We start from the raw sequence: 21,303 nt of genomic DNA on the forward strand, positions 1-21,303 counted from the left end.
CGGTGTTTCCGCAATGACTCCCACGTCGCAATTATTCATACCGGCGTGCGCGATTGCTTTGTTCACCGTTTGCATGGGGACCGGTGTGACGCTTTTACGCGCCCGGAAGGCGAGGGTGGCGATTGCGGTGGCGATTATCGCCACAGACCGAGCAGTGAGGGGCTCATGATTCGCATCTGGCTTGCCATTGCGCTCCTTTGGACGATGTCGGGCGCGGAGACTCAATGTCGTCCGGAAGGTCGTGCCACATTCACCGCAGGGCTGGAGGCGCTAGCGCGCGACGATCTTCCGGCAGCCAGCGCCTCGTTCACAGCACTGATCGAGTCGGAGCCGGATTGCCCCGAGGCACGTAACAACCTGGCCGTGGTCGAGGTCGAACAGGGGCGGCTTGCCGAAGCCACGGAGCAGCTGCGACGGGCCGTGCAACTGCGGCCCGAGTATGAACGAGCCAAGATGAATTTGCGGCGCGTCGAAGCTCTCTTGGCCGAACGAGTGGAGAAGGCCCCGGCGCAAGTGCAACCGACGTCGACGCCTGAGCGCGCAGGGAAGACCTCGACGCCTCCGGTGCAACCGACATCAACGGCTCCCGTACAACCGACGTCGACGGCGGCAGGAGCTGCTGCTGAGAACATTGCAACTCCGGTGAATGGGAAGGGGAGCGCTACGAAGCCTGTAATTGCCGCCACTCCCCAACTGGCAGTGGAGGCAGAACAAAAGTCGGTGTCTCTGGGCATTGTGGCGCTGGAGCCGCAGGGGGCGACGGCGTGCGCCATCGATACCGTGGAACGGCGCGTGTGCGTCTACACCCGGACCGCGGAGGCGATCGTTGCCGGCGGATGCTACCCCATCACGGCGTCACACGTGAAGGCGTGGCCGCGGTGGCTGATGGTCGCGGCGAATGAACGAGAGAGAATTCGCTTGGTGGATGAAACCGGGCAGCGGCGGCTCAAGATAGCTCCGGGGCATGCCGCCGCCCCAGGCGACGTGATCTGGTTGAGCCAAGAGGATTTCGCCTCGCTCAGGGCGAAGGTTGCACCATGGCGGACCAGCTGGATCGTGGTGGGTACCTCCAAGAGGGATGCGGCGGCAGACGAGGGTACGGCCGCGGCGATCAAGCAGACGCTTCAGGGCTGGCGTTCGGCGTGGGAGCAGAAGGCGTTTGACGACTATGTCGGCTACTACAGCGATGCGTTCGTTGGGCCCGATCGAGCCCATTGGCGCGAGCGTAAGCGTACTCTGTTGGAACAGAGTGGCAACATCTCCGTGCAGATCGAGGGGCCAAGCATCTTCATTATCGACGGCACGATGGCCATCACCACGTTCGAGCAACGGTACCGCTCGGGGACAACGGTGTCGCACGACGTCAAGGCCATCCGCTGGCAACGGGAAGGCGCGGGCTGGAAGATCACCGCGGAAACGGTCTTGACCGAGATCCCGCCCGGGCCGTAGCGGCCTGGCGGATGAAGAGTGCCGCCCCCCAGAAATTGTTGTCGCGATCACGCAACGCAACTGCCTTGATGTGAAAAGGGGCAGGGGACAGACCGGCGGGAGCTGATGCATACCGCTCGATGACTCCCTGGCGCGCCAACGACCCCAACAGCATGGAAGCTTCGGCGGTACCGCCGCCCAGAAAATCGCTGAGTGCGATTTCTCCGGACGTCCGCGTCAGGAGTTCCCGCGCCGCCGGATTGGCGGCGGTGCAACGGCCCTCCGAATCAAGACACAAGATGGCTTCCCCCGTCTGTGCTGGCGCCGGTGGTGGCGGGGGTGTCTGAGCCGGCATGGGTGGCGGGTTTTTCCGGACGTCGCCGCGGGCGTACTGCACGAAGGCACGGCGTCGCCGCGGGTCTAGGGTCAGGAGACGTCGGTAGCGCTGAAGTACCAGAAATTCAGTACCGGCGAGCAGCGCCGCACCCGCCATCAACCAAGTCCAAAGTGCGATCATGGCTCTTTCCTCTCCGTGGGCAGCTCACACCGGGCGGACAACAACGGTTTCTTCGGGGCCGTTGGTTGCACCCAAGACATGCCACGACCATGGCCGCAATGCCAACGCGGCGAGAACCAACGGCCAGGAAGCGGTAGCCGGATCGGCCAGGGGTCGTGGTGTGTATGTGAGGACCACGCCGCGCGCCGTGGCGTGCACCTTGGCGATCGGGGAGTCGGACCGGCGTCGGAGGTGGAAGCGCAGGAAGGCGGCAATCTCTGGAGCGAGCGTTACGGGGCCGGCCGCGCTGAGAGCGGTTCGGTCGATGGTGCATGCGCACAGCGGACCCCGCTCTGCCGCGAGACAGTCAGACTGTTCGAGTGCCTGACAGAGCGCGGCGGCGAACTGCGGAGCGGTTTCCACCGCCTCCGGACGCCTTTGGAAGCGGTCCAAATGATCGATGGCTTCGCCGATCACATAGCTCTGCTCGTGCAGGATTGCGACAAATGCCGCCAGCGTGTCGGCAGCAGTACCGCGGGCATCGAGGGCTGAAAGAGAACGCAGCGCGGCAAACGAATAGGTGAGTTCGGTCTGCAGCGTTTGGGCCACCAAGCCCGCGGAGGCGCGCAGGGAGGTGTGCCGCTCGTCCGGTAAGCGTTGCAGCACCGCCGTCCGAATCGCCCTAGGATCGAGCGGAACGCTTGCGACCCCTGGCTCTGTCGCGGTGCGCGGAGCGGCCCCTGCCACGGCGATGATCGGCAGCGACGGCCAGCGTCGCGTCAGGTCGTGCAGCACATTGGTGGGGCGGTGCATCGCAACGACGGCGAGATCCGCACATATCGTGTCGTTGACCACAACGTCGTCCGGAGCGAGGAAGCGGAGCTCACACTCGTGTTCCAGAAGCACGCTCAATGTTTCGCGCAGCGCGGGCGAATCGCAAAAGGCGACAACGTGGTGGGCGGCGTCCATGTGGGCGAGGCCACCTTCTACGCGTGCTGAGCGCCGCGAGCAAGCCCGACGGGGGTACAAATGCCGGTGGGCGAGCACGCACGCCAAGAGATTCTGGGAAACGAGATGGCTGGGCGACCGCCGGTCCCGTCCGACTAGTAGGTAGGCAATTGCTTGGCGCTTTGATGACACTGGTCATATTAGTTTGGTGTGGAGCAGGTATGAATCAGCCGCCGCCGAGTGGCCGATGCTGGGTTAGGGCGCGAGGTACGAGGGCGGAAAGAAGGAGGTTAACGTGGGGCACAAGACAAAGCAGATCCAAGGGAAATGGGCCGATGCCTATCGTCAGAAATGGACTTGGGACAAGGTCACTTGGGGAAGCCATGCGGTCGATTGTTACCCAGGCGGATGCCCGTGGCGCGTGTACAGCAAGGACGGGAAGATCCTCCGCGAGGAGCAAGCCGCGATGCTCACGCCGATCGAGGCCGGCATCCCCGACATGAACCCTATGGGATGCCAGAAGGGCGCGAGTTGGAGCCATTGCCACTACTCGCCCGATCGCGTCACGCAGCCGCTCAAGCGTGTCGGGGAACGCGGCGAGGGCAAGTTCAAGCCTGTCTCCTGGGACGAAGCGCTCACCGACGTTGCCGATGCGGTCCTCGATGCAATCCAGGATCAGGGGGCGGAGTCGGTGCTCACTTTGCTCACGCCGGAGCCGGGCGCCGCGCCGGCGCGTTTGTTCAGCCAGCTCCTCGGTACACCGATGACTGACGGGAATGCCGAGTTCCAGGATTTCAGCCCCGGCTACCACATCACGTGGGGGCTGTTTAACCCGACCTCTTCGATGGACGACTGGTTCCTCGCGGAACTCACGCTCATCTGGCACTCCAATCCCGTCTACACCAACATCCACTGGTACCACTACGTCGCGGAGTCGCGGTACAACGGCGGCGAGATCGTCACCATCGCGCCGGACTACAGCCCCTCCGCCATCCACGCCGACTACCACATGCCGGTGCGTATCGGGACCGATGCCGCATTGGCGTTGGGCATGTGCAAGGTGATCGTCGACGCCGGCCTCTACAACAAGCAGTTTGTGCAGGAGCAGACCGATATGCCGCTGCTGGTCCGCAAGGACACCGGCCGCTTCCTGCGCGGCAACGAAATCAACGACATGGACCGGGAAGACCAATTTTTCTGGTGGGACACGTTGACCAACACCCTCACGCCCGCTCCGCGAGGCACGCTGGCAACGACCGGAGTCGATCCCGCCCTCGAGGGCAGTTTCACGGTCACACTGGCGAATGGAAACGAGGTCGCCGTCGAGCCGGTGTTCGAGCTGCTGAAGCGGCACCTCGAGAACTACACGCCCGAAAAAGCCGGCGCCATCTGCCAGCTGCACCCGGACAACATCCGTAAGCTGGCGCGCAAGGTGGCTACCCGCAAGACCAAGATCTTCATCGGCTGGAACTCGGGGAAGTATTACCACGGCGACCTGATGGAACGCGCCATGGCCTTGCTCCTTGGCCTCACCGGCAACTGGGGAAAGAAAGGAACCGGGACGCGTTCGTGGGCCATCATGGCCATGGATGGCTTCGCGTTGATGCATCGCAAGGAGGGCGCCGGGCAGGCTGCGGCGCAGAAACTGATCGCCAACATGATCGCCATGCGGCGCATGCTGGCGATGGACGACCCGACGCTGACGCCGGAAATGATGCAAAACCGCGGGGCGCAGATGGCCTCGGAGCTGGGCGGCTTGGGGAACATGATTCCGCCGGCGTTCCTGTGGTACTACCAGTACGGTTACAAAGAGCGCTGGAACAATCCCGAGAACAACGACGCGACGATGAAGCGTACGTTTGACGAGTACCTCACCGAGGCGGTTGACAAGGGCTGGTGGGACCAGAGCTATACGAAAACCTACCAGGAGACCGAGCCGCGCGTGATCATCGAGGCTGGCGGCAACCTGCTGCGACGGCAACGAGGTGGCCAGAAGCTGCTCCTCGAACACCTGTGGCCCAAGCTCAAGATGATCGTCTCCATCGACTATCGCATGACCACAACCGGGCTGTACTCCGATTATGTTCTGCCCGCGGCGCAGCACTACGAAAAGCTCGCCAACAGCATGCCCTCCGTGCACCACCTCAACTACGTGCTCTGTGATCGCGCCGCCAAACCCGTCGGTGAGGCGCTGCCCGATGCGGAGATCGGCTTACGGTTGATGGAGAAGCTCGAGGAGCGTGCCAAAGCCCGCAACTTCACCGAATACGTCGATCGCAAAGGCAACCCACGAAGCCTCATCGATATCGTCGCCCGCGCGACGCTCAATGGCGCTGTCCGCGACGAAGACGCACGCTTTGACGAGTCAGTGCGCGACCTCAGCGTCTACGGCGTCCTGCCGAAAGGAACCACGCTCCAGACGCTGCGCGAGAAGGGCGCCATCCGCTTCACCGGCTGGGGGATGATCGGTCACGGCATCTCGCAGGGGTCGACCCTCCGGCCGGACGAGGTGCACAATCCCCTGCGCTGGCACACCGAAGACAAGGTGCCGTACGACACCCTGGTGCGGCGGGCGCAGTACTACATCGACCACGAGTGGTTCCTGGAGGCGGGAGAAGGGCTCCCTACCCACAAGGAACCGCCGCCGCAGGGCGGCCGCAACCGTCGATTCGAGATGACCAGCGGGCACAACCGCTGGAGCATTCATTCGATGAACATGACCAACAACATCATCCTCAACACACACCGCGGTGAGCCGTTCGTGTTCATCAACGACAAGGACGCTGCCAGCCTCGGCCTCGGTAACGGCGAGAAAGTGAAGCTGGTGAACGATGTTGGCGAGATGATCATCGCTACCAAGGTCACCCCCGCTTGCCGGCCGGGCCAGGTCATCGTCTACAACGGCTTCGAGCCCTACATGCACGAGAACTGGTACGGCCAGGCGGACCTCGAGCCCGGCCACGTCAAGCATCTCGGCCTGGTGGGGAATTACGGACAGTTGAAGTACCGCATGTTCGCCTGGCAGCCGATCCCTGCGGATCGCGCCGTGCGGGTGGACATTCAAAAGATTGGGTGATGGCGCATCGTAGGGGCGACCGGCCGGTCGCCCCTACAGGTCAGACGAAAGGACGGCTTACCATGGGACAGATCACGAAATCGAAACGACAACTGGCGTGGGTGTTTGACCTGAACAAGTGCATCGGCTGTCAGACCTGCTCGGTGGCATGCAAGGTCCTGTGGCCGCAGCAAGACCCGGGCACGGAACAGATGTGGTGGATGACGGTGAACACCCAACCCGGCCGCGGCACACCGCGCGATTGGGAAAAGATGGGCGGCGGCTACGACGCCAAGGGCAAGCTCAATCTTGGGAAGATCCCCACCGATGAAGAGGTCGGCGGTGGGTGGGACTTCAACTACGACGAGGTGCTGCGTGGTGGCAAAGGCCGGAAGGTACACCTGCATAAGATTTCCGGCAGCAAGAGCTGGGGCATGAACTGGGACGAAGACGAAGGCGGCGGCGAATTCCCCAATGCCTACTATTTCTATCTGCCGCGGCTCTGCAACCACTGCACCGAGCCCGCCTGCCTGGAGGCGTGTCCCAATGACGCGCTGTTCAAACGCGAGGAGGACGGGCTGGTCCTGCGTGACGAGGAGAAGTGCAAGGGTGTGCAGCAGTGCCGGCGTGCCTGCCCGTACAAGAAGATTTATTTCAACGCGACGCGCAACGTCAGCCAACACTGCATCGGCTGCTTCCCGCGGCTCGAGCAGGGCGTGGCCCCGGCGTGCGTGCGGCAGTGTCCCGGACGGGCAGCGTTCATCGGCTTCCTTGACGACCAAGGCAGCGCGGTCCACAAGTTCGTCGAGAAATGGAAGGTGGCGCTGCCGCTGCACCCCGAGTCGGGCACACACCCGAACGTCTACTACGTGCCACCGCTGGCCCCGGCACCGTTGCGTCCGGATGGCAGTTTCGACGAGGGCGGCAGTCGTATTCCACCGTCGTACCTGGAGTCGCTGTTCGGGCCCCAAGTGCACGGGGCACTCGACGTGCTGCGCACGGAGCTGGACAAGAAGCGCCGCGGACAGGGGTCGGAAGTCATGGATGCGCTGATCCTGTATCGCTGGACGGACGCCCTCGGCCACCTCACCCGCGACCCGGCAGAGATCGTCTGGAAGTGAGCCGGCGCTAAGGCAGGGGAGGCGCCCGCGAAGCGCCAACCCTGCAATGCCGGCACACGGGTGTTGATATGGGCGAACTCGGCGGCGCGTGGGCCGATGTGTATCGGCGGAAGTGGACTTGGGATCGGGTTGCCTGGGGCAGTCACAACGTCGACTGCTATCCGGGCGGGTGCCCGCTGCACGTGTTCGTCAAGGACGGAAAGATCGTCCGTGAGGAAGCGGCGGGAACGCTCCCGCAGATCGAGCCCGGCGTTCCCGACATGAACCCGATGGGTTGTCAGAAGGGCGCCTGCTGGGTGCAGCTTCTCTCCGCTCCCGACCGCGTGACACACCCGCTGAAACGCACCGGCAAACGGGGCGAGGGCAAGTTCGAGCCCGTGTCCTGGGATACGGCACTGAGCGATATCGCCGACGCCATGCTCGATGCGATTGCCGAACAGGGACCGGAATCGATCATCGTTCCCATGACGCCGGAAATGGGCGCAGCCCCCGCCCGCCTGTTCGCCAACTACCTCGGAACCGCGACGACGGATGGCAGCGCCGAGTTCCACGACTTCAGCCCGGGCTTCCACCTCACCTTCGGACTCTTCAACCCCGTGGCCTCGATGGACGATTGGTTTGGCGCCGAGCTGACGCTCATCTGGCACGCCAACCCGGTCTACACCTACATCACGATGTATCACTACCTGGCCGAGTCCAGGTACAACGGCGGTGAGGTGGTGACCATCGCGCCGGACTATAGCCCCTCCGCCATCCACGCCGACTATCACCAACCCATCCGCATTGGCACCGACGCCGCGCTGGCGCTGTCGATGTGCAAAGTCATCATCGATGCCGGGATCTACGACAAGCGGTTCGTGCAGGAACAAACCGATTTGCCGCTGCTGGTCCGTACCGACACCGGCCGTTTCCTGCGCGGCGGCGACGTCGCCGACGGCGACCGTGACGATCAGTTCTTCTGGTGGGATACGCTGACCAACGTGCTCACGCCGGCCCCGCGCGGCACGCTGGCCACCACCGGCGTGGATCCCGGGCTCGAAGGTACCTTCACGGTGACGCTGAAGGATGGCGTCGCGGTCGAAGTCGAGCCGGTGTTCCAGCGACTCAGGCGGCAGCTCGACGACTACACGCCGGAGAAGGCGGGCAAGATCTGCGAGATCCATCCGGACAACATCCGGCAACTCGCGCGCAAGGTCGTCACGCGCAAGACGAAGATCTTCGTCGGCTGCAATTCCGGCAAATCCTATCACGGCGACTTGATGGAGCGTGCCATGGCGCTGCTCCTCGCTGTCACTGGGAATTGGGGCAAGAAGGGGACCGGGCTGCGTTCGTGGGCCGTGGTCGGGCTGGACGGGCAGGCCTTCATGTCGCGCAAAGGCGCGCCGGGGCAGGAGGCGGCGCAGCGATTCATAGCGGGCGTGACGCAGATGCGCCGCATGCTGAGCGCGGCGGACCCGACGATGACCGTGGAGATGGCGCAAAACCGCGCCGCCGAAATGGCGGGCGAGCTCGGCGGCATGGGCCGCACCATCTCGCCGGCGTTCCTCTGGTACTACCAGTACGGCTACAAGGATCGCTGGAACAACCGCGACAACCACGACCCGTCGATGCAGCGCGGCTTCGACGCCTACCTCAGCGAGGCAGCCGAGAAGGGCTGGTGGAACGGGAGTCTGCCGGCGCTCTACCAGAAGGTGGAGCCGCGGGTGCTGTTCGAATCCGGCGGCAATCTGCTACGCCGCCAGCGTGGTGGACAGAATCTTCTGCTCGAACACGTCTGGCCGAAGCTGAAGATGATTGTCTCCGTCGACTGCCGGATCAACACGACGGGACTGTACTCCGACTACATCCTGCCCGCCGCCCAGCATGGTGAGAAGATCCAGCACAGCATGCCTTCCGTGCACCACCTCAACTTCGTGCTCGCCGATCGTGCGGTCGCGCCGGCCGGAGAGGCGCTGTCGGATTACGAGATCGGCGTGCGTCTGCTCGAAAAGATCGAGGAGCGTGCCGCCGCGCGCGGCATGGCCGACTTTACTGATGCGAGCGGCACCACCCGGAGCTTGCTAGGCATGGTGGCCGCCGCCACGATCGGCGGTGCCGTACGCGACGAGGAAGCGCATTTTGACGAGGCGGTGCGTGACAACGTGATCTATGGTGTGCTGCCCGAAGGGACCACCCTCGCCACCTTGCGTGACAAGGGCGCGGTGCGGTTTTCAGGCTGGGGCATGGTCGGCCACGGCATTTCTCAGGCGTCCACGTTGCGGCCGGACGAGGTGCACAATCCTCTGCGCTGGCACACGGAGGAGAAGGTTCCCTACGACACCCTGACGCGCCGGGCCCAGTTCTACATCGATCACGACTGGTTTCTCGAAGCGGGCGAGGCGCTGCCGCTCCACAAGGAGTCGCCCGGACACGGCGGGCCGCAGCGGCGCTTCCAAATGACCAGCGGTCACAACCGCTGGAGCATCCACTCGATGAACATGACGAACGCCACGCTGCTGAACACGCACCGCGGCGAACCGTTCGTTTTCATCAACGACCACGACGCGCGGGACCTCGGCATCGCCAACGGCGAGCGGGTGCGGCTGGTGAGCGACGTCGGGGCGATGCTGATCCAGGCCAAGCTGACCGCCGCTTGCCGTCCCGGCCAGGTGATCGTTTACAACGGATTTGAGCCGTTCATGCACGAGGGATGGTACGGCCAGGCGGACCTCGAGCCCGGCCAGATGAAGTGGCTCGGTCTTGCGGCGGGCTACGGCCACCTCACGTACCGGGTGTTCTCGTGGCAACCCGTACCCACCGACCGCGCCGTGCGCGTGGACATGGAGAAGGTGCAGTGAAGGCTTTGGTGCACGGGGGTCTCGACCTCCTCAGCGCGGCTCTCGATGGCCTGGGCCGCCGCGTCGTGCTGTTTCGCTACGGCGATCTGGTATTCGTCACCTTCGGCCTGTTCGCCGCCCTCGGCGCCTTCGTCACGCTGGTCTGGCTGGGCGTGATCCTGCTTGGTCAGGGACTGGCGCCCGAGCTGTTCGCTCTCTTCACCTTGAGTGGGAGCCTGGTGGTAGTGGCGGGTTCCTGGCTCCTGGCGCAGCTGTTCGACTACCGCCTGCTGCTTGCAAACCCGCGCGCGGCGCTGCGCCGTCCGGTGTTCATCTCGTGGGGTGGGATTCTCGGCATCTTCATCGTCCTCGGGCTGTTTGCGCCCGTCTCCGGGTTCAGCGCGCTCGTTCTCTTGGATGCGCTGGCGCGCTCGCTGCCGCTGGGTCACGTCCTCGGGCGGCTCGGCTGCCTGTCGTATGGGTGTTGTTTCGGTCAGCCCACCAGCCTCCGCCTGGCAATCACCTACCGCAACCCGTCGGCGAAGGCCGTGCGCGTCGGCGGCCTCCAACACGTGCGCTTGCACCCGGCGGCGTTCTACGAAGCCGTGCTTGGCATCGGCATTGTGGTCATCACCAATGCGGCGGCGGTGACAGGTGCGCCGCGCGGTGTTCCGGCGGCGCTGGCGATGATCCTGTACGGCCTCGGGCGGTTTGCGATTGAATTTTTGCGGAACAACGATGGCCGGATTGTTCGCGGGATGCTCTCGCTCAATCACCTGCTGTCGCTGGCGTTGGCGGGAGTCGGGGTCATAGCCTGGCCCGTGCTCCATCACGCCGCACAGGTGACCCCGGCTATTTCTTGGACAGCGGCGCGCGCCGCGGTTCCGTGGCTCCTGCCCGCAGTCGTCCCTGCGTGCCTTCTGATCTTCGTCGGCTTCTCGTTGCACCGGGGTCGTGTCGGCGCGTGGGAGCCGGTTCGCGTTTCCACCGCGCATCGCAAGCGCACGCGGCGAGCGTCGATCGTGGCGCGGCGTGCAACAACGCACGACTGAGCAATAGCGTCATGGAACAGTTCACGGGAGGTAAACGACATGTCACAGATTAAGGGGCAGTGGGCCGACACGTATCGAAAGAAGTGGACGTGGGACAACGTCACCTGGGGGAGCCACTCGGTCGATTGCTATCCGGGCGGCTGTCCGTGGCGGGTGTATGCGAAGGACGGCAAGGTCATCCGCGAGGAGCAGGCGGGCGTGTTCACCCCGATCGAGGCCGGTGTGCCTGACATGAACCCCATGGGCTGCCAGAAAGGCGCGTGCTGGAGCGATCTCCTGCATGCTCCCGACCGGGTTACACAGCCGCTGAAGCGCGTCGGTGAACGCGGCGAGGGCAAGTTCAAACCCGTCTCCTGGGACGAGGCGCTGAACGATATCGCCGACGGGATGCTCGACGCCATCAAGGACCAAGGCCCCGAGTCGATCATCACGCTGATGACGCCGGAGTTTGCCGCCAGCGCCGCCCGGCTCTTCAGCGACGCCCTCGGCACGCCGACGACCGACGGCAACGCCGAGTTCCAGGACTTCAGCCCCGGCTTCCACCTCACGTTTGGCCTGTACAATCCGGTCTCCTCGATGGACGACTGGTTTCTCGCGGAGCTTACGCTGATCTGGCACGCCAACCCGGTGTACACCAATATCCATTGGTACCACTACGTGGCCGAGTCGCGGTACAACGGCGGTGAGGTCGTCACGATTGCGCCGGATTACAGCCCCTCGGCCATTCACGCCGACTACCACTTGCCGGTCCGCATCGGCAGCGACGCGGCGCTGGCCCTGTCGATGTGCAAGGTGATCATCGACGGCGGCCTCTACAACAAGCAGTTCGTGCAGGAGCAGACGGATCTGCCGCTGCTCGTCCGCAAGGACACCGGCCGATTCCTGCGCGGCACGGATCTCGCCGACGACGATCGCGACGAGCAGTTCTTCTGGGCCGACGGCCACTCCGGCGTCGTGACGCCCGCCCCACGCCACACGTTGGCATCCACCGGCGTGAACCCCGCGCTCGAAGGGACCTATAGCGTGATGCTCAAGGACGGGAATATGGTCGAGGTCGAGCCGGTGTTCGAGCGGCTGCGGCGGCACCTGGACAACTACACGCCGGAGGAGGCTGGCAAGATCTGCGACATCCACCCGGACAACATCCGCAAGCTCGCCCGTAAGGTCGCCACACGCAAGACCAAGATCTTCATCGGCTGGAATTCGGGTAAGTATTACCACGGCGATCTGATGGAGCGCTCGATGGCGTTGCTCCTCGCCCTGACAGGTAACTGGGGTAAGAAGGGCACGGGCACGCGTTCGTGGGCCGCGGCGGGCTGGGATGGCATGGCGTTCATGTCGGACAAAGGCGTGGCGGGGCAGGAGGCCGCGCGCATGGCGCATCAGGCGCGCACCCTCATGCGGCGCATGCTCACCATGGACGATCCGACCCGCACCCTGGAGATGATCACCAACCACATCTCGGCGATGAACCCCGAGCTGGGCGGCTTCGGCGCCATGATCCCGCCGGCGTTCCTCTGGTACTACCAGTACGGTTACAAGGACCGCTGGAACGATCCCAACAACAACGACCCGTCAATGAAGCGTAGCTTCGACGAGTACGTGAACGAGGCCATGGAGAAAGGCTGGTTTGGTCCGCACTGCTCGCGGGTGTATCAAGAGGTCGAGCCGCGGGTGCTGTTCGAGGCGGGCGGCAACATGTTGCGCCGCCAGCGAGGCGGACAGAAGTTGCTCCTCGAACATCTCTGGCCAAAACTCAAGCTGATTGTGTCGGTGGACTTTCGCCTCAACACCACCGGCATGTACTCCGACTACATTTTGCCGGCCGCGCAGCACTACGAGAAGGTCCACATGAGCATGCCGTCGGTGCACCACCTGAACTGGGTGCTGGCCGACCGCGCCGTGCCGCCTCCGGGAGAGGCGCGCTGCGAGCATGACATCGGCATCATGATTCTGGAGGCGATCGAACGGCGCGCCGCGGCCCGCGGCATGACGGAGTTCACCGATCGCAAGGGGACACCTCGCTCGCTGGTCGGCATGGTGGCAAAGTACACGCTCAACGGCGAGCTGCGCGACGAGGAGCGCTTTTACGATGAGTCCGTGCGGGACAACGCGGTCTACGGTATTTTGCCCGAGGGCACGACTCTCGAAACGCTGCGCGAGAAAGGGTACGTGCGCTGGGTAGGCTGGGGCCTTGCGGGTCACGGGGAGTCGCAGGCCTCGACCATCAAGGCGGACGAAGTGCACAACCCGTTACGCTGGCACACCGAGGACAAGGTCCCGTACGCCACGCTTGTTCGCCGGGCCCAGTTCTACATCGATCACGAGTGGTTCCTCGAGGCCGGAGAGGAGCTGCCGACCCACAAGGACACGCCACCGCACGGCGGGCCCAACCGCCGCTTCCAGATGACCAGCGGTCACAACCGCTGGTCGATCCACTCGATGAACATGACCAACCGCAACCTGCTCAACACCCACCGCGGCGAGCCGTTCGTCTTCATCAACGACAAGGACGCGGTCAGTCTCGCTATCACCAATGGTGATCAGGTAAAGCTCACCAGCGACGTGGGCGAATTCATCGTGCAGGCGAAGATCACGCCGGCCTGCCGGCCGGGCCAGGTGATCGTCTACAACGGCTTCGAGCCGTTCATGCACAAGAACTGGTACGGCCAGGCCGACGTCGAGCCCGGCCACGTGAAGCATCTCGGCTTTGCGGGAGGCTACGGGCATCTGACGTACCGCCCAACCTCGTGGCAGCCTATACCAGCTGACCGCGCCGTGCGGGTGGATGTGGTGAAGATGGGGTGATCGCGGGTCTGGAGGGGCGACCGGCCGGCAGACAGCGCCCGCTCCGTCGCGCCTCCACCCTAGCCCTCCTCCGTTCACGGAGATGTTTACGGAGGAGGGAACCTGAAGGCGGCGGTCGGGGTTATGCGCGGCAGGCGCAGAATCCGCAGCGTTTGCATTCGCGTCGCCATACGATCGCTCGCGCATAGGTCCCCTCCTCTGTGGCCAATTCCGGCCACGGAGGAGGGTCAGGGTGGAGGCCGATCAGGTGGGTGAATGGCGGCCTCGAGCAGCGCGTCAAGTCCGGAGGGCGACCGGCCGGTCGCCCCTACGAGACTGTCGGCACCAAGCCAGACGTGACGATGCGCTGATCCGCGGTGAGCAGGGTGGCCCCAAGCACACGCGTCGTGGCGACGATAATACGGTCGGCAGGGTCGCGGTGGAATGTGGACGGCAAGCTGGCGACTTCCGCAGCCACTGCCGGCGAGATGCCGTGGCGCATCACCAAGGGGGCAGCGGTGGCTCGGTCAAGCCAGTCCCGGAGCGGCAAGCTGAGACGGATTCGGCCGAGCGTGAGCAGCGTGGCGATTTCCCACAACGTGATATCCGATACCCACAGCGGCTGGGTTGCCGTGGCGCGACGCATGATGCGACGGTAGGCCGCGGGCAATGAGTCTCGCTCGAACCACCAGAGCAAGACGTGCGTGTCGAGAACGAACTTCACCGCCGTGTCCGCCGTCGGGCCGGTCGCAGCGCCTCCCACGCCCGCTCGGGCAGCACGGGCGACACCACGTCACCAAGGATCTCCACGGTACCCGCCAGGGAGTCTTGCGGATAGCGATCGCCACTGGCCGCCGGCACCAGTCGGGCCACAGCGCGCCCACGCTTGAGGATGGTGACCGGTTCCCCCGTGCGATCGACCTGGTCGACGATGGCCAGACACTTGGCCTTGAACTCCGAGATCTTGAAGGCTCGCATGTGACCACTTTACGTGACCACTTCCAGTCCGTCAACCACGCGAATCACACCCTGTCGCCCCTACGAGACTGTCGGCACCAGAGCCGTTGCGTTTCGGGCCGCGGCGGAGTAGCCAATTGTCTACTGATGATTCACGCCGAACTGACCGGGCACTACCGCGACGATGCGCGTTACCCTGCTGCGATGGTGAACATCACCAATCGTTGCAACTTGTCCTGCGCCCACTGCTTCATCTACCGCGACGGCAATCCGAACGAGTCGCCAGCCTCGGTGCGCGACGAGATGAGCGACGCGGCCATCATCGAGACTCTCACTGGACTGCGCGATCGCCACGGGATCGCGACCATGCTCTGGATGGGAGGCGAGCCGCTGCTCCGGCACCGACTGCTGGAGCAGGGCGTTCGGTTGTTCGCCCGCAACACGGTTACGACCAACGGCACCGTGCCGCTGGTGGACCTGGGTCCCGACGTGCTCTATGTCGTGAGTCTCGACGGACCCGAGGATATCAACGACGCGCTGCGAGGGCAGGGGACATACCGCAGGGTGCTGCGCACACTGTCTCGGTTGCCGGCTGATTTCACCTGCCCCGTTCAGGTGCAGTGTGTCGTGACCAAGCGTAACCAGGACCGCTTGGAGGAACTGGTCGAAGCGGTGCGAGCAACGCGGGCCGCCTGGATGACGTTCTCTTTCTACGTGCCGCGCGCGCACGACGTGAGCGGTGATGCCTGGGCAACCAACGACGAGCGTGCGCTTGCGGTGCGTGAGGTGATGCGGTTGAAGGCGCGTTACCCTGGGTTTGTCCGCAACTCCGCCCGCAGCCTGGAACTCATGCTGCCGCCGTACGTCGCACGGGTCATCGCCGCCTGCCCGTCGCAGGCGAATGTCTTGCCCCTGTGGATGGACGGGGACCGGTTCATCACGCCCTTCTGCTGCTACGGCAACGACGTCGACTGCGAGCGCTGTGGCGCCTGGGTGGTTTTCAGCCTGGCCGCAAAGCTCGGCATCGGCGAATTACCGGCGCAATTTGCGTGACGTAGGAGCAACCAGCCGGTCGTGTGTTCCGATAACGTGTTGTAGGGGCGACCGGCCGGTCGTCCCTACGCCCGTTGGCCCGCGGCGATTAGCCTGCGGCAGCAAGACGGTGCGTTTTTAATGATGGGAGGCGCCCTGGGTGATTCCGCACCGGAAGGGCGACCAGCCGGTCGCCCCTACATGTTTGCGCTCGCGCTGGGACGGCGAATATAGTCACGCCATGGAACGCCGGGATTTCGAGGAGCTGGAACAGACGACGCTGGCGCCGTATGCCATGCACAGCTGCGACAGCCGCGGCCGCGTGCATGCGGAGCCGGAACACCGCTTGCGGCTGGTGTTTCAGCGTGACCGAGACAGGATCATCCATTCCACGGCGTTCCGGCGCCTGGAGTACAAGACCCAGGTGTTCGTCAACCACGAAGGCGATTACTACCGCACACGCCTGACTCACACGATGGAGACGGCGCAAATCACCCGCACCGTTGCCCGGGCGCTGCGCCTCAACGAGGACCTCGCCGAAGCCGTGGCGCTCTCGCACGACCTGGGCCACACGCCCTTCGGCCATGCCGGCGAGCGCGTGTTGAATCAGTTGATGGCCGAGTACGGCGGGTTCGAACACAACCGGCAAAGTTTGCGGATCGTGGATGTCCTGGAGGAGCGCTATCCCACCTTTTCGGGACTGAATCTTTCTTGGGAGGTGCGCGAGGGCATCGCCAAGCATTCGCCGCCGTATGATCGTCCGCTGGCGCAGTCCTTCGCTCCGGGCCAGGCGCCGTGTCTGGAGGCGCAGATCGTCGATTACGCCGACGAGATCGCCTACAACACCCACGACATCGATGACGGGTTGAAGTCCGGCTTGTTGACGCGAGAGCAGTTGCAGCAGGTCACGCTCTGGCGCGAGACTTTCGGTCGCGTGTCGGCGCAGTATCCGCAGGCGGGTTTCCGCATCTGGCGCTACCAGGTGCAACGCGCCCTGATCGATCATTTCGTCACCGACCTCATCGAAACCGTTTCGACACGTCTGCGGGAGCTGAAGCTGGCGAACGTCGATGCCATCCGGGAGTATGCCAAGCCCATCGCCCGCTTCAGCGCGGACACCGAAGCCCAGCGTGTCGAGCTGAAGGCCTTCCTGATGGAAAACCTGTACCGCCATTACCGCGTCATGCGCATGGCGGTGAAGGCGCAGAAGGTCATGGCCGACTTGTTCCATGCGTACATGGACGAACCGGCACAGTTGCCGACGCACATCGCCGCCCGCTGGAAGGCCGGCGAGGATTGCGCCCGGGTCATTGCGGACTACATCGCCGGCATGACCGATCGCTTTGCCTTCGACGAACACCGTAAACTCTTCGATCCCGACGAACGCACGTGAACCTGCGCGCCTGCGTAGGGCGCTTGCATGACGCCTGCACGGCGGTTAACGTTCTTGAGCAGATTCAAGCCTACGGGAGAATGCGATGGACACGGGCCGTTGGCGACGGATGGTTCTCGGCGCCGTGCTGTTTGCGGCCGGCGTTACCGCGGCTTACAGCGGAGGCGGTACCATTGCTCAGCCCCCGGCGGTGGAGGGCAAGCCGATGGGACAGAAGGTCATCAAGTCAGAAGAAGAGTGGCGCAAGGTGCTCACCCCCGAGCAGTTTGCCGTATGCCGGCAGAAGGGGACGGAGCGGGCGTTTACCGGCAAGTATTCGGACAACCATGAAAAGGGCATCTACCGCTGTTCCGTCTGCGGTGCCGAGCTGTTCAGCTCCGATGCCAAGTTCGACTCCGGCACCGGCTGGCCCAGTTTCTGGGAACCCGGCAACAAAGAGAATATCCAAACCGAAGATGATTCCAGCCTCTTCATGCGGCGTACCGAGGTCCGCTGCGCGGTGTGCGGCTCGCATCTCGGTCACGTGTTCAATGACGGTCCAGCACCCACCGGTCTGCGGTACTGCATGAACTCGGTGTGTCTGGATTTCCAGCCGGCGAAGTAAGCTGGCCGGTCAGGATTGCCGGGGGGCCCGGAAGACCACCATCGCTAAAGGCGGCAGCGTTATGGTCAGGGTATGGCTGCGCCCATGCGTCGAGGTTGGTGCCGCCTCGGCGCCACCCGCGTTGCCCAGGTCACTGCCGCCGTACAATGCTGCATCGCTGTTGAGGATTTCTGTCCAGTATCCACCCCAGGGGACGCCGACCAGATACTTGTAGCGGGGCACCGGGGTGAAGTTGCAGGCGATCAGCAGCACGTCGTCGTGGGCTCGCGCGCGGCGCAGGAAGCTGAACACCCCCGTGTCGGCATCGTTGCAGTCGATCCATTCAAAGCCGCCGGGCTCGCAATCGAGCTGGTGCAGGGCGGGCTCTCCACGATACGCCGTGTTGAGGTCGCGCACCCAGCGCTGCAGGCCCTGATGCGGCGCGTACTGTAGCAGGTGCCAGTCCACACTCTCGTCGTGATTCCACTCGTGCCACTGCCCCACCTCGCCTCCCATGAACAGGAGCTTCTTGCCGGGCTGCATGTTCATGTAGCCGAGCAGCAGGCGCGCGTTGGCGAACTTCTGCCAGTCGTCGCCCGGCATCCTGCCGAGCAGGGAGCCCTTCCCGTGCACCACCTCGTCATGCGAGAGCGGGAGAACGAAGTTCTCCGTGAAGGCGTAGAGCATCCGGAAAGTAAGCTCCCCGTGATGGTACTTGCGATGCACGGGATCGTGGCTGAAGTAGACCAACGTATCGTGCATCCAACCCATGTCCCACTTCAGTCCAAAACCCAAGCCCCCGAGGTAGGTGGGCCGTGAGACCATTGACCACGCCGTGGATTCCTCCGCGATGGTGAGAATGTCCGGATACTCGGCATACACCTGCTCGTTGAAACGGCGCACGAAGTCCGCGGCTTCAAGGTTTTCATGGCCGCCGTAGCGGTTCGGAATCCACTGGCCCGGCTGGCGCGCGTAATCGAGGTAGAGCATCGAGGCGACCGCATCCACGCGCAGGCCGTCGAGGTGATACTTGTCGAACCAGAAGAGGGCATTGCTGAGCAGGAAATTGCTGACCTCGACGCGGCCGTAGTTGAACACGTAGGTTCCCCATTCCTGCTGCTCGCCCAGGCGCGGATCCTCATGCTCGTAGAGGTGCGTTCCGTCGAAGTACCCGAGCCCGTGGCCGTCCCGGGGAAAGTGCGCCGGCACCCAATCCATGATCACGCCGATGCCGTATTGATGCAGGGTGTCGATGAGGAACATCAAATCCTGCGGTGTGCCGAAGCGGCTGGTGGGGGCGAAGTAGCCGATGGTTTGGTAGCCCCAGGAGCCGTCGAATGGGTGCTCGCACAGCGGCAGAAACTCCACGTGCGTGTACCCCATGTCGTGCACATACTTCGCCAACACGGGTGCCACCTCGCGATAGCTGAGCCAGCGGTTGTCTTCTTCCGGCAGGCGCCGCCACGACCCGAGGTGGACTTCGTAAATCGCCACGGGCGCGTCCAAGGCTTGGGTCTTGCCGCGGGTAGACATCCAGGCCTGATCCCCCCACGCGTAGCCGGAGAGGTCCCAGACTTTGGAGGCACTCGCCGGACGAATCTCGCTGGCGAAGGCATACGGGTCGGCCTTTTCGGCCTCGTAACCGTGGTGTCGTGAGCGGATGAAGTACTTGTACAAGGCTCCTTTTCCAACCCCGGGGATGAAGCATTCCCACACCCCAGCCTGAGGCCGGAAAGTCATCGGATGAGTCCCGGGCCGCCACGCGTTGAAGTCACCGATGACCGAGACCTCGCGCGCGTTTGGGGCCCACACCGCAAAGTGGGTTCCCGGCTGCCCGTCCAATTCCGCCAGGTGCGCGCCGAGCTTGTTGTAGGTGCGGTAGTGCGTCCCTTCCGCCAGAAGGTGGAGATCGAAATCGGTCAAAAAAGGCGTGGTCACAGTGCGCTGCCTCCGTGCGGAGCCCTGGTCACGACATCGAGGCTGAGATGTTACGGGTACCCCGGCGCGTGCGCAAGGGTCGGGATGAATCAGGCAGTCCGAGGAATCAGAAGTGGAGCGTCACCTCAACACCGCCTCACCCACATCGACCCCAGGCCTGGGCGCCAGACCTTCGAGGGTGCGGCCGATCGCATCGGCGTCGAAGCCGAGCGGACTGATGATGCTGGTGGTGACGCCAGCCGCGACGTAAGCGGCGATGCGCTCGCGGCATTCCTCCAATGAGCCGAAAATGGAAATGCTGTCCACAAACCGATCCGTCATCCCTTTGCGTGTCAGCTCACGGTTGCCCGTGCGGAATCCTTCCGCGATGAGCGCCGCTTCCTCTTCGAAGCCGTACCAGGCCGCGAACTTGTTGTAGACCGGCGTAGCGAAATACCCGGTGAGTCCGGCGCGAAACAACTCACGCGCCCCGTTCTTGTCATCGGTGACCAGCACCTGGTGGCGGCAGACCACCTCGAACTGTCGTGCGTCCTTGCCGGCGCGGCGCGCACCGGTGGCAACGTGTTCGAGCATCTTCGGTAGCGCCGCGGCCGGAAACAAGTTTACGGCCACGCCGTCGCCGACCTCACCTGCAAGCTCGAGCATCGCCGGGCGCAGGGCGCCCACATAGATGGGCACCGGACTCGGCGGCGGCGCCATCAGACGGAATCCCTGGGTGCGCAGTGTCTTGCCCTCGAACTTGAGCTTTTCTCCCGCCAGCATCGAACGGACGATCGTGACCGTCTCCCGCACGCGCGTCAGCGGCTTACGGAACGGGACGCCATGCCAGTTCTCGACAATGGCGTGGCTGGACGCTCCCAAGCCGAGAATGAAGCGGCCCGGCGCCAGCTGGGCCACGGTGGCTGCCGCGGCGGCGATGGTTGCGGGCGTGCGGATGTACACGGGCGAGACCGCAATGCCAATCCGCATCCTTTTGGTGACCTGCGCCACGGCGCCGGCCAACACAAAGGGATCCGGTCCGCCGGCGTCGGCGATCCATACACTTTCGTAACCGAGAGATTCGACGCGCTGCGCCCACTCGAGACAGGCCGGGACATTCGGCGGGACAGGAAGGCTGAGAGCGAGGTTTCCGAGATTCATGCGTTACGTCTAGCGGAGAAACATCGCAGTGGGAAGCTGTGCCGCGATCCGCGTTGCTCGCGAGTCCGGCTGAACGTGGAGAAGGGATGTGGTAGCTTCACGGCATGCCACACTCGAGCAATCAAGTCTCCTTGGAGGAGCCACGAATCCGGCTGCCGGGGTGCGACGTCGAGCTGCCGGTGATGGGGCTGGGCACGTGGGCCTGGGGCGACAAGTCCACCTGGGGAATGAACGGGTACGACCGTAGCTACAACCTGGAGACGATCCGTCAGGCGTACGCCCGGTCGGTCGCGGCAGGGGTTAGCTTCCTCGATACGGCCGAAGGATACGGCCACGGCGAGAGCGAGCGTATCATCGGGCGGCTGCTGGATGAGGACCGTGAGAACGGCCCGCGCGTCGTTGTGGCAACCAAGTTCATCCCTTTTCCATGGAAACTCGCGCTCTCGTCGGCACTGATGGCGTCGCTGCGTGCCTCGCTGCAGCGGCTGCGGCTCCCATGGCTGCACCTGTACCAGATTCACGGCCCGATCAGTTTGCGCTCACACCAGGCCATGGCC

General features: G+C 64.1%; 16 protein-coding genes. 10 read left to right on the plus strand and 6 right to left on the minus strand.

Annotation, left to right across the window (positions count from 1 at the left end; all coding sequences use genetic code 11):
* Positions 1 to 165 precede the first annotated feature (165 nt).
* On the plus strand, positions 166 to 1,449 hold the full coding sequence (locus VF515_04285; protein ID HEX7406854.1) for a tetratricopeptide repeat protein: 1,284 nt from the start codon (positions 166 to 168) through the stop codon (positions 1,447 to 1,449).
* Here VF515_04285 and VF515_04290 read toward each other — a convergent pair.
* The gene (locus VF515_04290) at positions 1,406 to 1,945 is read right to left on the minus strand and encodes a PAS domain-containing protein (GenBank protein ID HEX7406855.1); all 540 of its coding nucleotides are present in this window, start codon (positions 1,943 to 1,945) and stop codon (positions 1,406 to 1,408) included. The two genes, VF515_04285 and VF515_04290, sit on opposite strands and share 44 nt — an antisense overlap.
* 24 nt (positions 1,946 to 1,969) lie before the next feature.
* Positions 1,970 to 2,893, minus strand: a complete 924-nt coding sequence (locus VF515_04295; protein HEX7406856.1) for a hypothetical protein — start codon at positions 2,891 to 2,893, stop codon at positions 1,970 to 1,972.
* 274 nt (positions 2,894 to 3,167) lie between these two features.
* Between VF515_04295 and VF515_04300 the strand changes: the two genes are divergently transcribed.
* The 5 genes from VF515_04300 (at position 3,168) to VF515_04320 (ending at position 13,724) form a co-directional block, all read left to right on the plus strand.
* Positions 3,168 to 5,948, plus strand: coding sequence for a molybdopterin-dependent oxidoreductase (locus VF515_04300; protein HEX7406857.1), 2,781 nt, complete (start codon positions 3,168 to 3,170; stop codon positions 5,946 to 5,948).
* A gap of 62 nt (positions 5,949 to 6,010) precedes the next feature.
* Positions 6,011 to 7,048 (plus strand): 4Fe-4S dicluster domain-containing protein, encoded by a 1,038-nt coding sequence (locus VF515_04305; GenBank protein HEX7406858.1) that lies wholly within the window; start codon positions 6,011 to 6,013, stop codon positions 7,046 to 7,048.
* A 68-nt stretch (positions 7,049 to 7,116) separates the two neighbouring features.
* Positions 7,117 to 9,885 carry a molybdopterin-dependent oxidoreductase gene (locus VF515_04310; GenBank protein ID HEX7406859.1) on the plus strand — a complete coding sequence of 923 codons (2,769 nt, stop codon included), beginning with the start codon at positions 7,117 to 7,119 and terminating at the stop codon, positions 9,883 to 9,885.
* The gene (locus VF515_04315; protein ID HEX7406860.1) at positions 9,882 to 10,916 is read left to right on the plus strand and encodes a prolipoprotein diacylglyceryl transferase family protein; all 1,035 of its coding nucleotides are present in this window, start codon (positions 9,882 to 9,884) and stop codon (positions 10,914 to 10,916) included. The genes VF515_04310 and VF515_04315 overlap by 4 nt, the downstream gene beginning before the upstream one ends.
* 39 nt (positions 10,917 to 10,955) lie before the next feature.
* A complete protein-coding gene (locus tag VF515_04320; GenBank protein HEX7406861.1) occupies positions 10,956 to 13,724 on the plus strand; it encodes a molybdopterin-dependent oxidoreductase in 2,769 nt (922 codons plus the stop codon).
* 307 nt (positions 13,725 to 14,031) lie between these two features.
* Here VF515_04320 and VF515_04325 read toward each other — a convergent pair whose 3' ends face one another.
* Positions 14,032 to 14,427, minus strand: a complete 396-nt coding sequence (locus VF515_04325) for a type II toxin-antitoxin system VapC family toxin (GenBank protein ID HEX7406862.1) — start codon at positions 14,425 to 14,427, stop codon at positions 14,032 to 14,034.
* Positions 14,424 to 14,681: a type II toxin-antitoxin system Phd/YefM family antitoxin gene (locus VF515_04330; GenBank protein ID HEX7406863.1), complete on the minus strand. Its 258-nt coding sequence runs from the start codon at positions 14,679 to 14,681 to the stop codon at positions 14,424 to 14,426. The genes VF515_04325 and VF515_04330 overlap by 4 nt, the downstream gene beginning before the upstream one ends.
* Before the next feature lie 126 nt (positions 14,682 to 14,807).
* Between VF515_04330 and VF515_04335 the strand changes: the two genes are divergently transcribed.
* From VF515_04335 to msrB, 3 genes are all read left to right on the plus strand, one after another.
* Complete coding sequence (locus VF515_04335; GenBank protein ID HEX7406864.1) at positions 14,808 to 15,713, plus strand: radical SAM protein; 906 nt, start codon at positions 14,808 to 14,810, stop codon at positions 15,711 to 15,713.
* 220 nt (positions 15,714 to 15,933) lie between these two features.
* A complete protein-coding gene (locus VF515_04340) occupies positions 15,934 to 17,085 on the plus strand; it encodes a deoxyguanosinetriphosphate triphosphohydrolase (protein HEX7406865.1) in 1,152 nt (383 codons plus the stop codon).
* 205 nt (positions 17,086 to 17,290) lie between these two features.
* On the plus strand, positions 17,291 to 17,689 hold the full coding sequence (msrB, locus tag VF515_04345; protein HEX7406866.1) for a peptide-methionine (R)-S-oxide reductase MsrB: 399 nt from the start codon (positions 17,291 to 17,293) through the stop codon (positions 17,687 to 17,689).
* Positions 17,690 to 17,698: 9 nt separating this feature from the next.
* Here msrB and glgB read toward each other — a convergent pair whose 3' ends face one another.
* Both glgB and VF515_04355 read right to left on the minus strand, forming a co-directional pair.
* Entirely contained in the window at positions 17,699 to 19,606 is a 1,908-nt protein-coding gene (glgB, locus tag VF515_04350; protein ID HEX7406867.1) for a 1,4-alpha-glucan branching protein GlgB, read from the minus strand.
* 120 nt (positions 19,607 to 19,726) lie between these two features.
* A complete protein-coding gene (locus VF515_04355) occupies positions 19,727 to 20,746 on the minus strand; it encodes an LLM class flavin-dependent oxidoreductase (protein ID HEX7406868.1) in 1,020 nt (339 codons plus the stop codon).
* Between the two features lie 131 nt (positions 20,747 to 20,877).
* Between VF515_04355 and VF515_04360 the strand changes: the two genes are divergently transcribed.
* The coding region (locus tag VF515_04360; protein HEX7406869.1) for an aldo/keto reductase at positions 20,878 to 21,303 on the plus strand (426 nt) is incomplete at its 3' end.

It is taken from the genome of Candidatus Binatia bacterium (assembly GCA_036382395.1).
In the GTDB taxonomy this organism is placed as follows: Bacteria; Desulfobacterota; Binatia; order HRBIN30; family HRBIN30; genus JAGDMS01.

Excerpts from the sequence above, each read along its gene's own strand:
- VF515_04285 (HEX7406854.1), top strand. The coding sequence starts at position 166 with ATGATTCGCATCTGGCTTGCCATTGCGCTCCTTTGGACGATGTCGGGC.
- VF515_04290 (HEX7406855.1), bottom strand. The coding sequence starts at position 1,945 with ATGATCGCACTTTGGACTTGGTTGATGGCGGGTGCGGCGCTGCTCGCC.
- VF515_04295 (HEX7406856.1), bottom strand. The coding sequence starts at position 2,893 with ATGGACGCCGCCCACCACGTTGTCGCCTTTTGCGATTCGCCCGCGCTG.
- VF515_04305 (HEX7406858.1), top strand. The coding sequence starts at position 6,011 with ATGGGACAGATCACGAAATCGAAACGACAACTGGCGTGGGTGTTTGAC.
- VF515_04310 (HEX7406859.1), top strand. The coding sequence starts at position 7,117 with ATGGGCGAACTCGGCGGCGCGTGGGCCGATGTGTATCGGCGGAAGTGG.
- VF515_04320 (HEX7406861.1), top strand. The coding sequence starts at position 10,956 with ATGTCACAGATTAAGGGGCAGTGGGCCGACACGTATCGAAAGAAGTGG.
- VF515_04330 (HEX7406863.1), bottom strand. The coding sequence starts at position 14,681 with ATGCGAGCCTTCAAGATCTCGGAGTTCAAGGCCAAGTGTCTGGCCATC.
- VF515_04335 (HEX7406864.1), top strand. The coding sequence starts at position 14,808 with ATGATTCACGCCGAACTGACCGGGCACTACCGCGACGATGCGCGTTAC.
- VF515_04340 (HEX7406865.1), top strand. The coding sequence starts at position 15,934 with ATGGAACGCCGGGATTTCGAGGAGCTGGAACAGACGACGCTGGCGCCG.
- msrB (HEX7406866.1), top strand. The coding sequence starts at position 17,291 with ATGGGACAGAAGGTCATCAAGTCAGAAGAAGAGTGGCGCAAGGTGCTC.
- VF515_04355 (HEX7406868.1), bottom strand. The coding sequence starts at position 20,746 with ATGAATCTCGGAAACCTCGCTCTCAGCCTTCCTGTCCCGCCGAATGTC.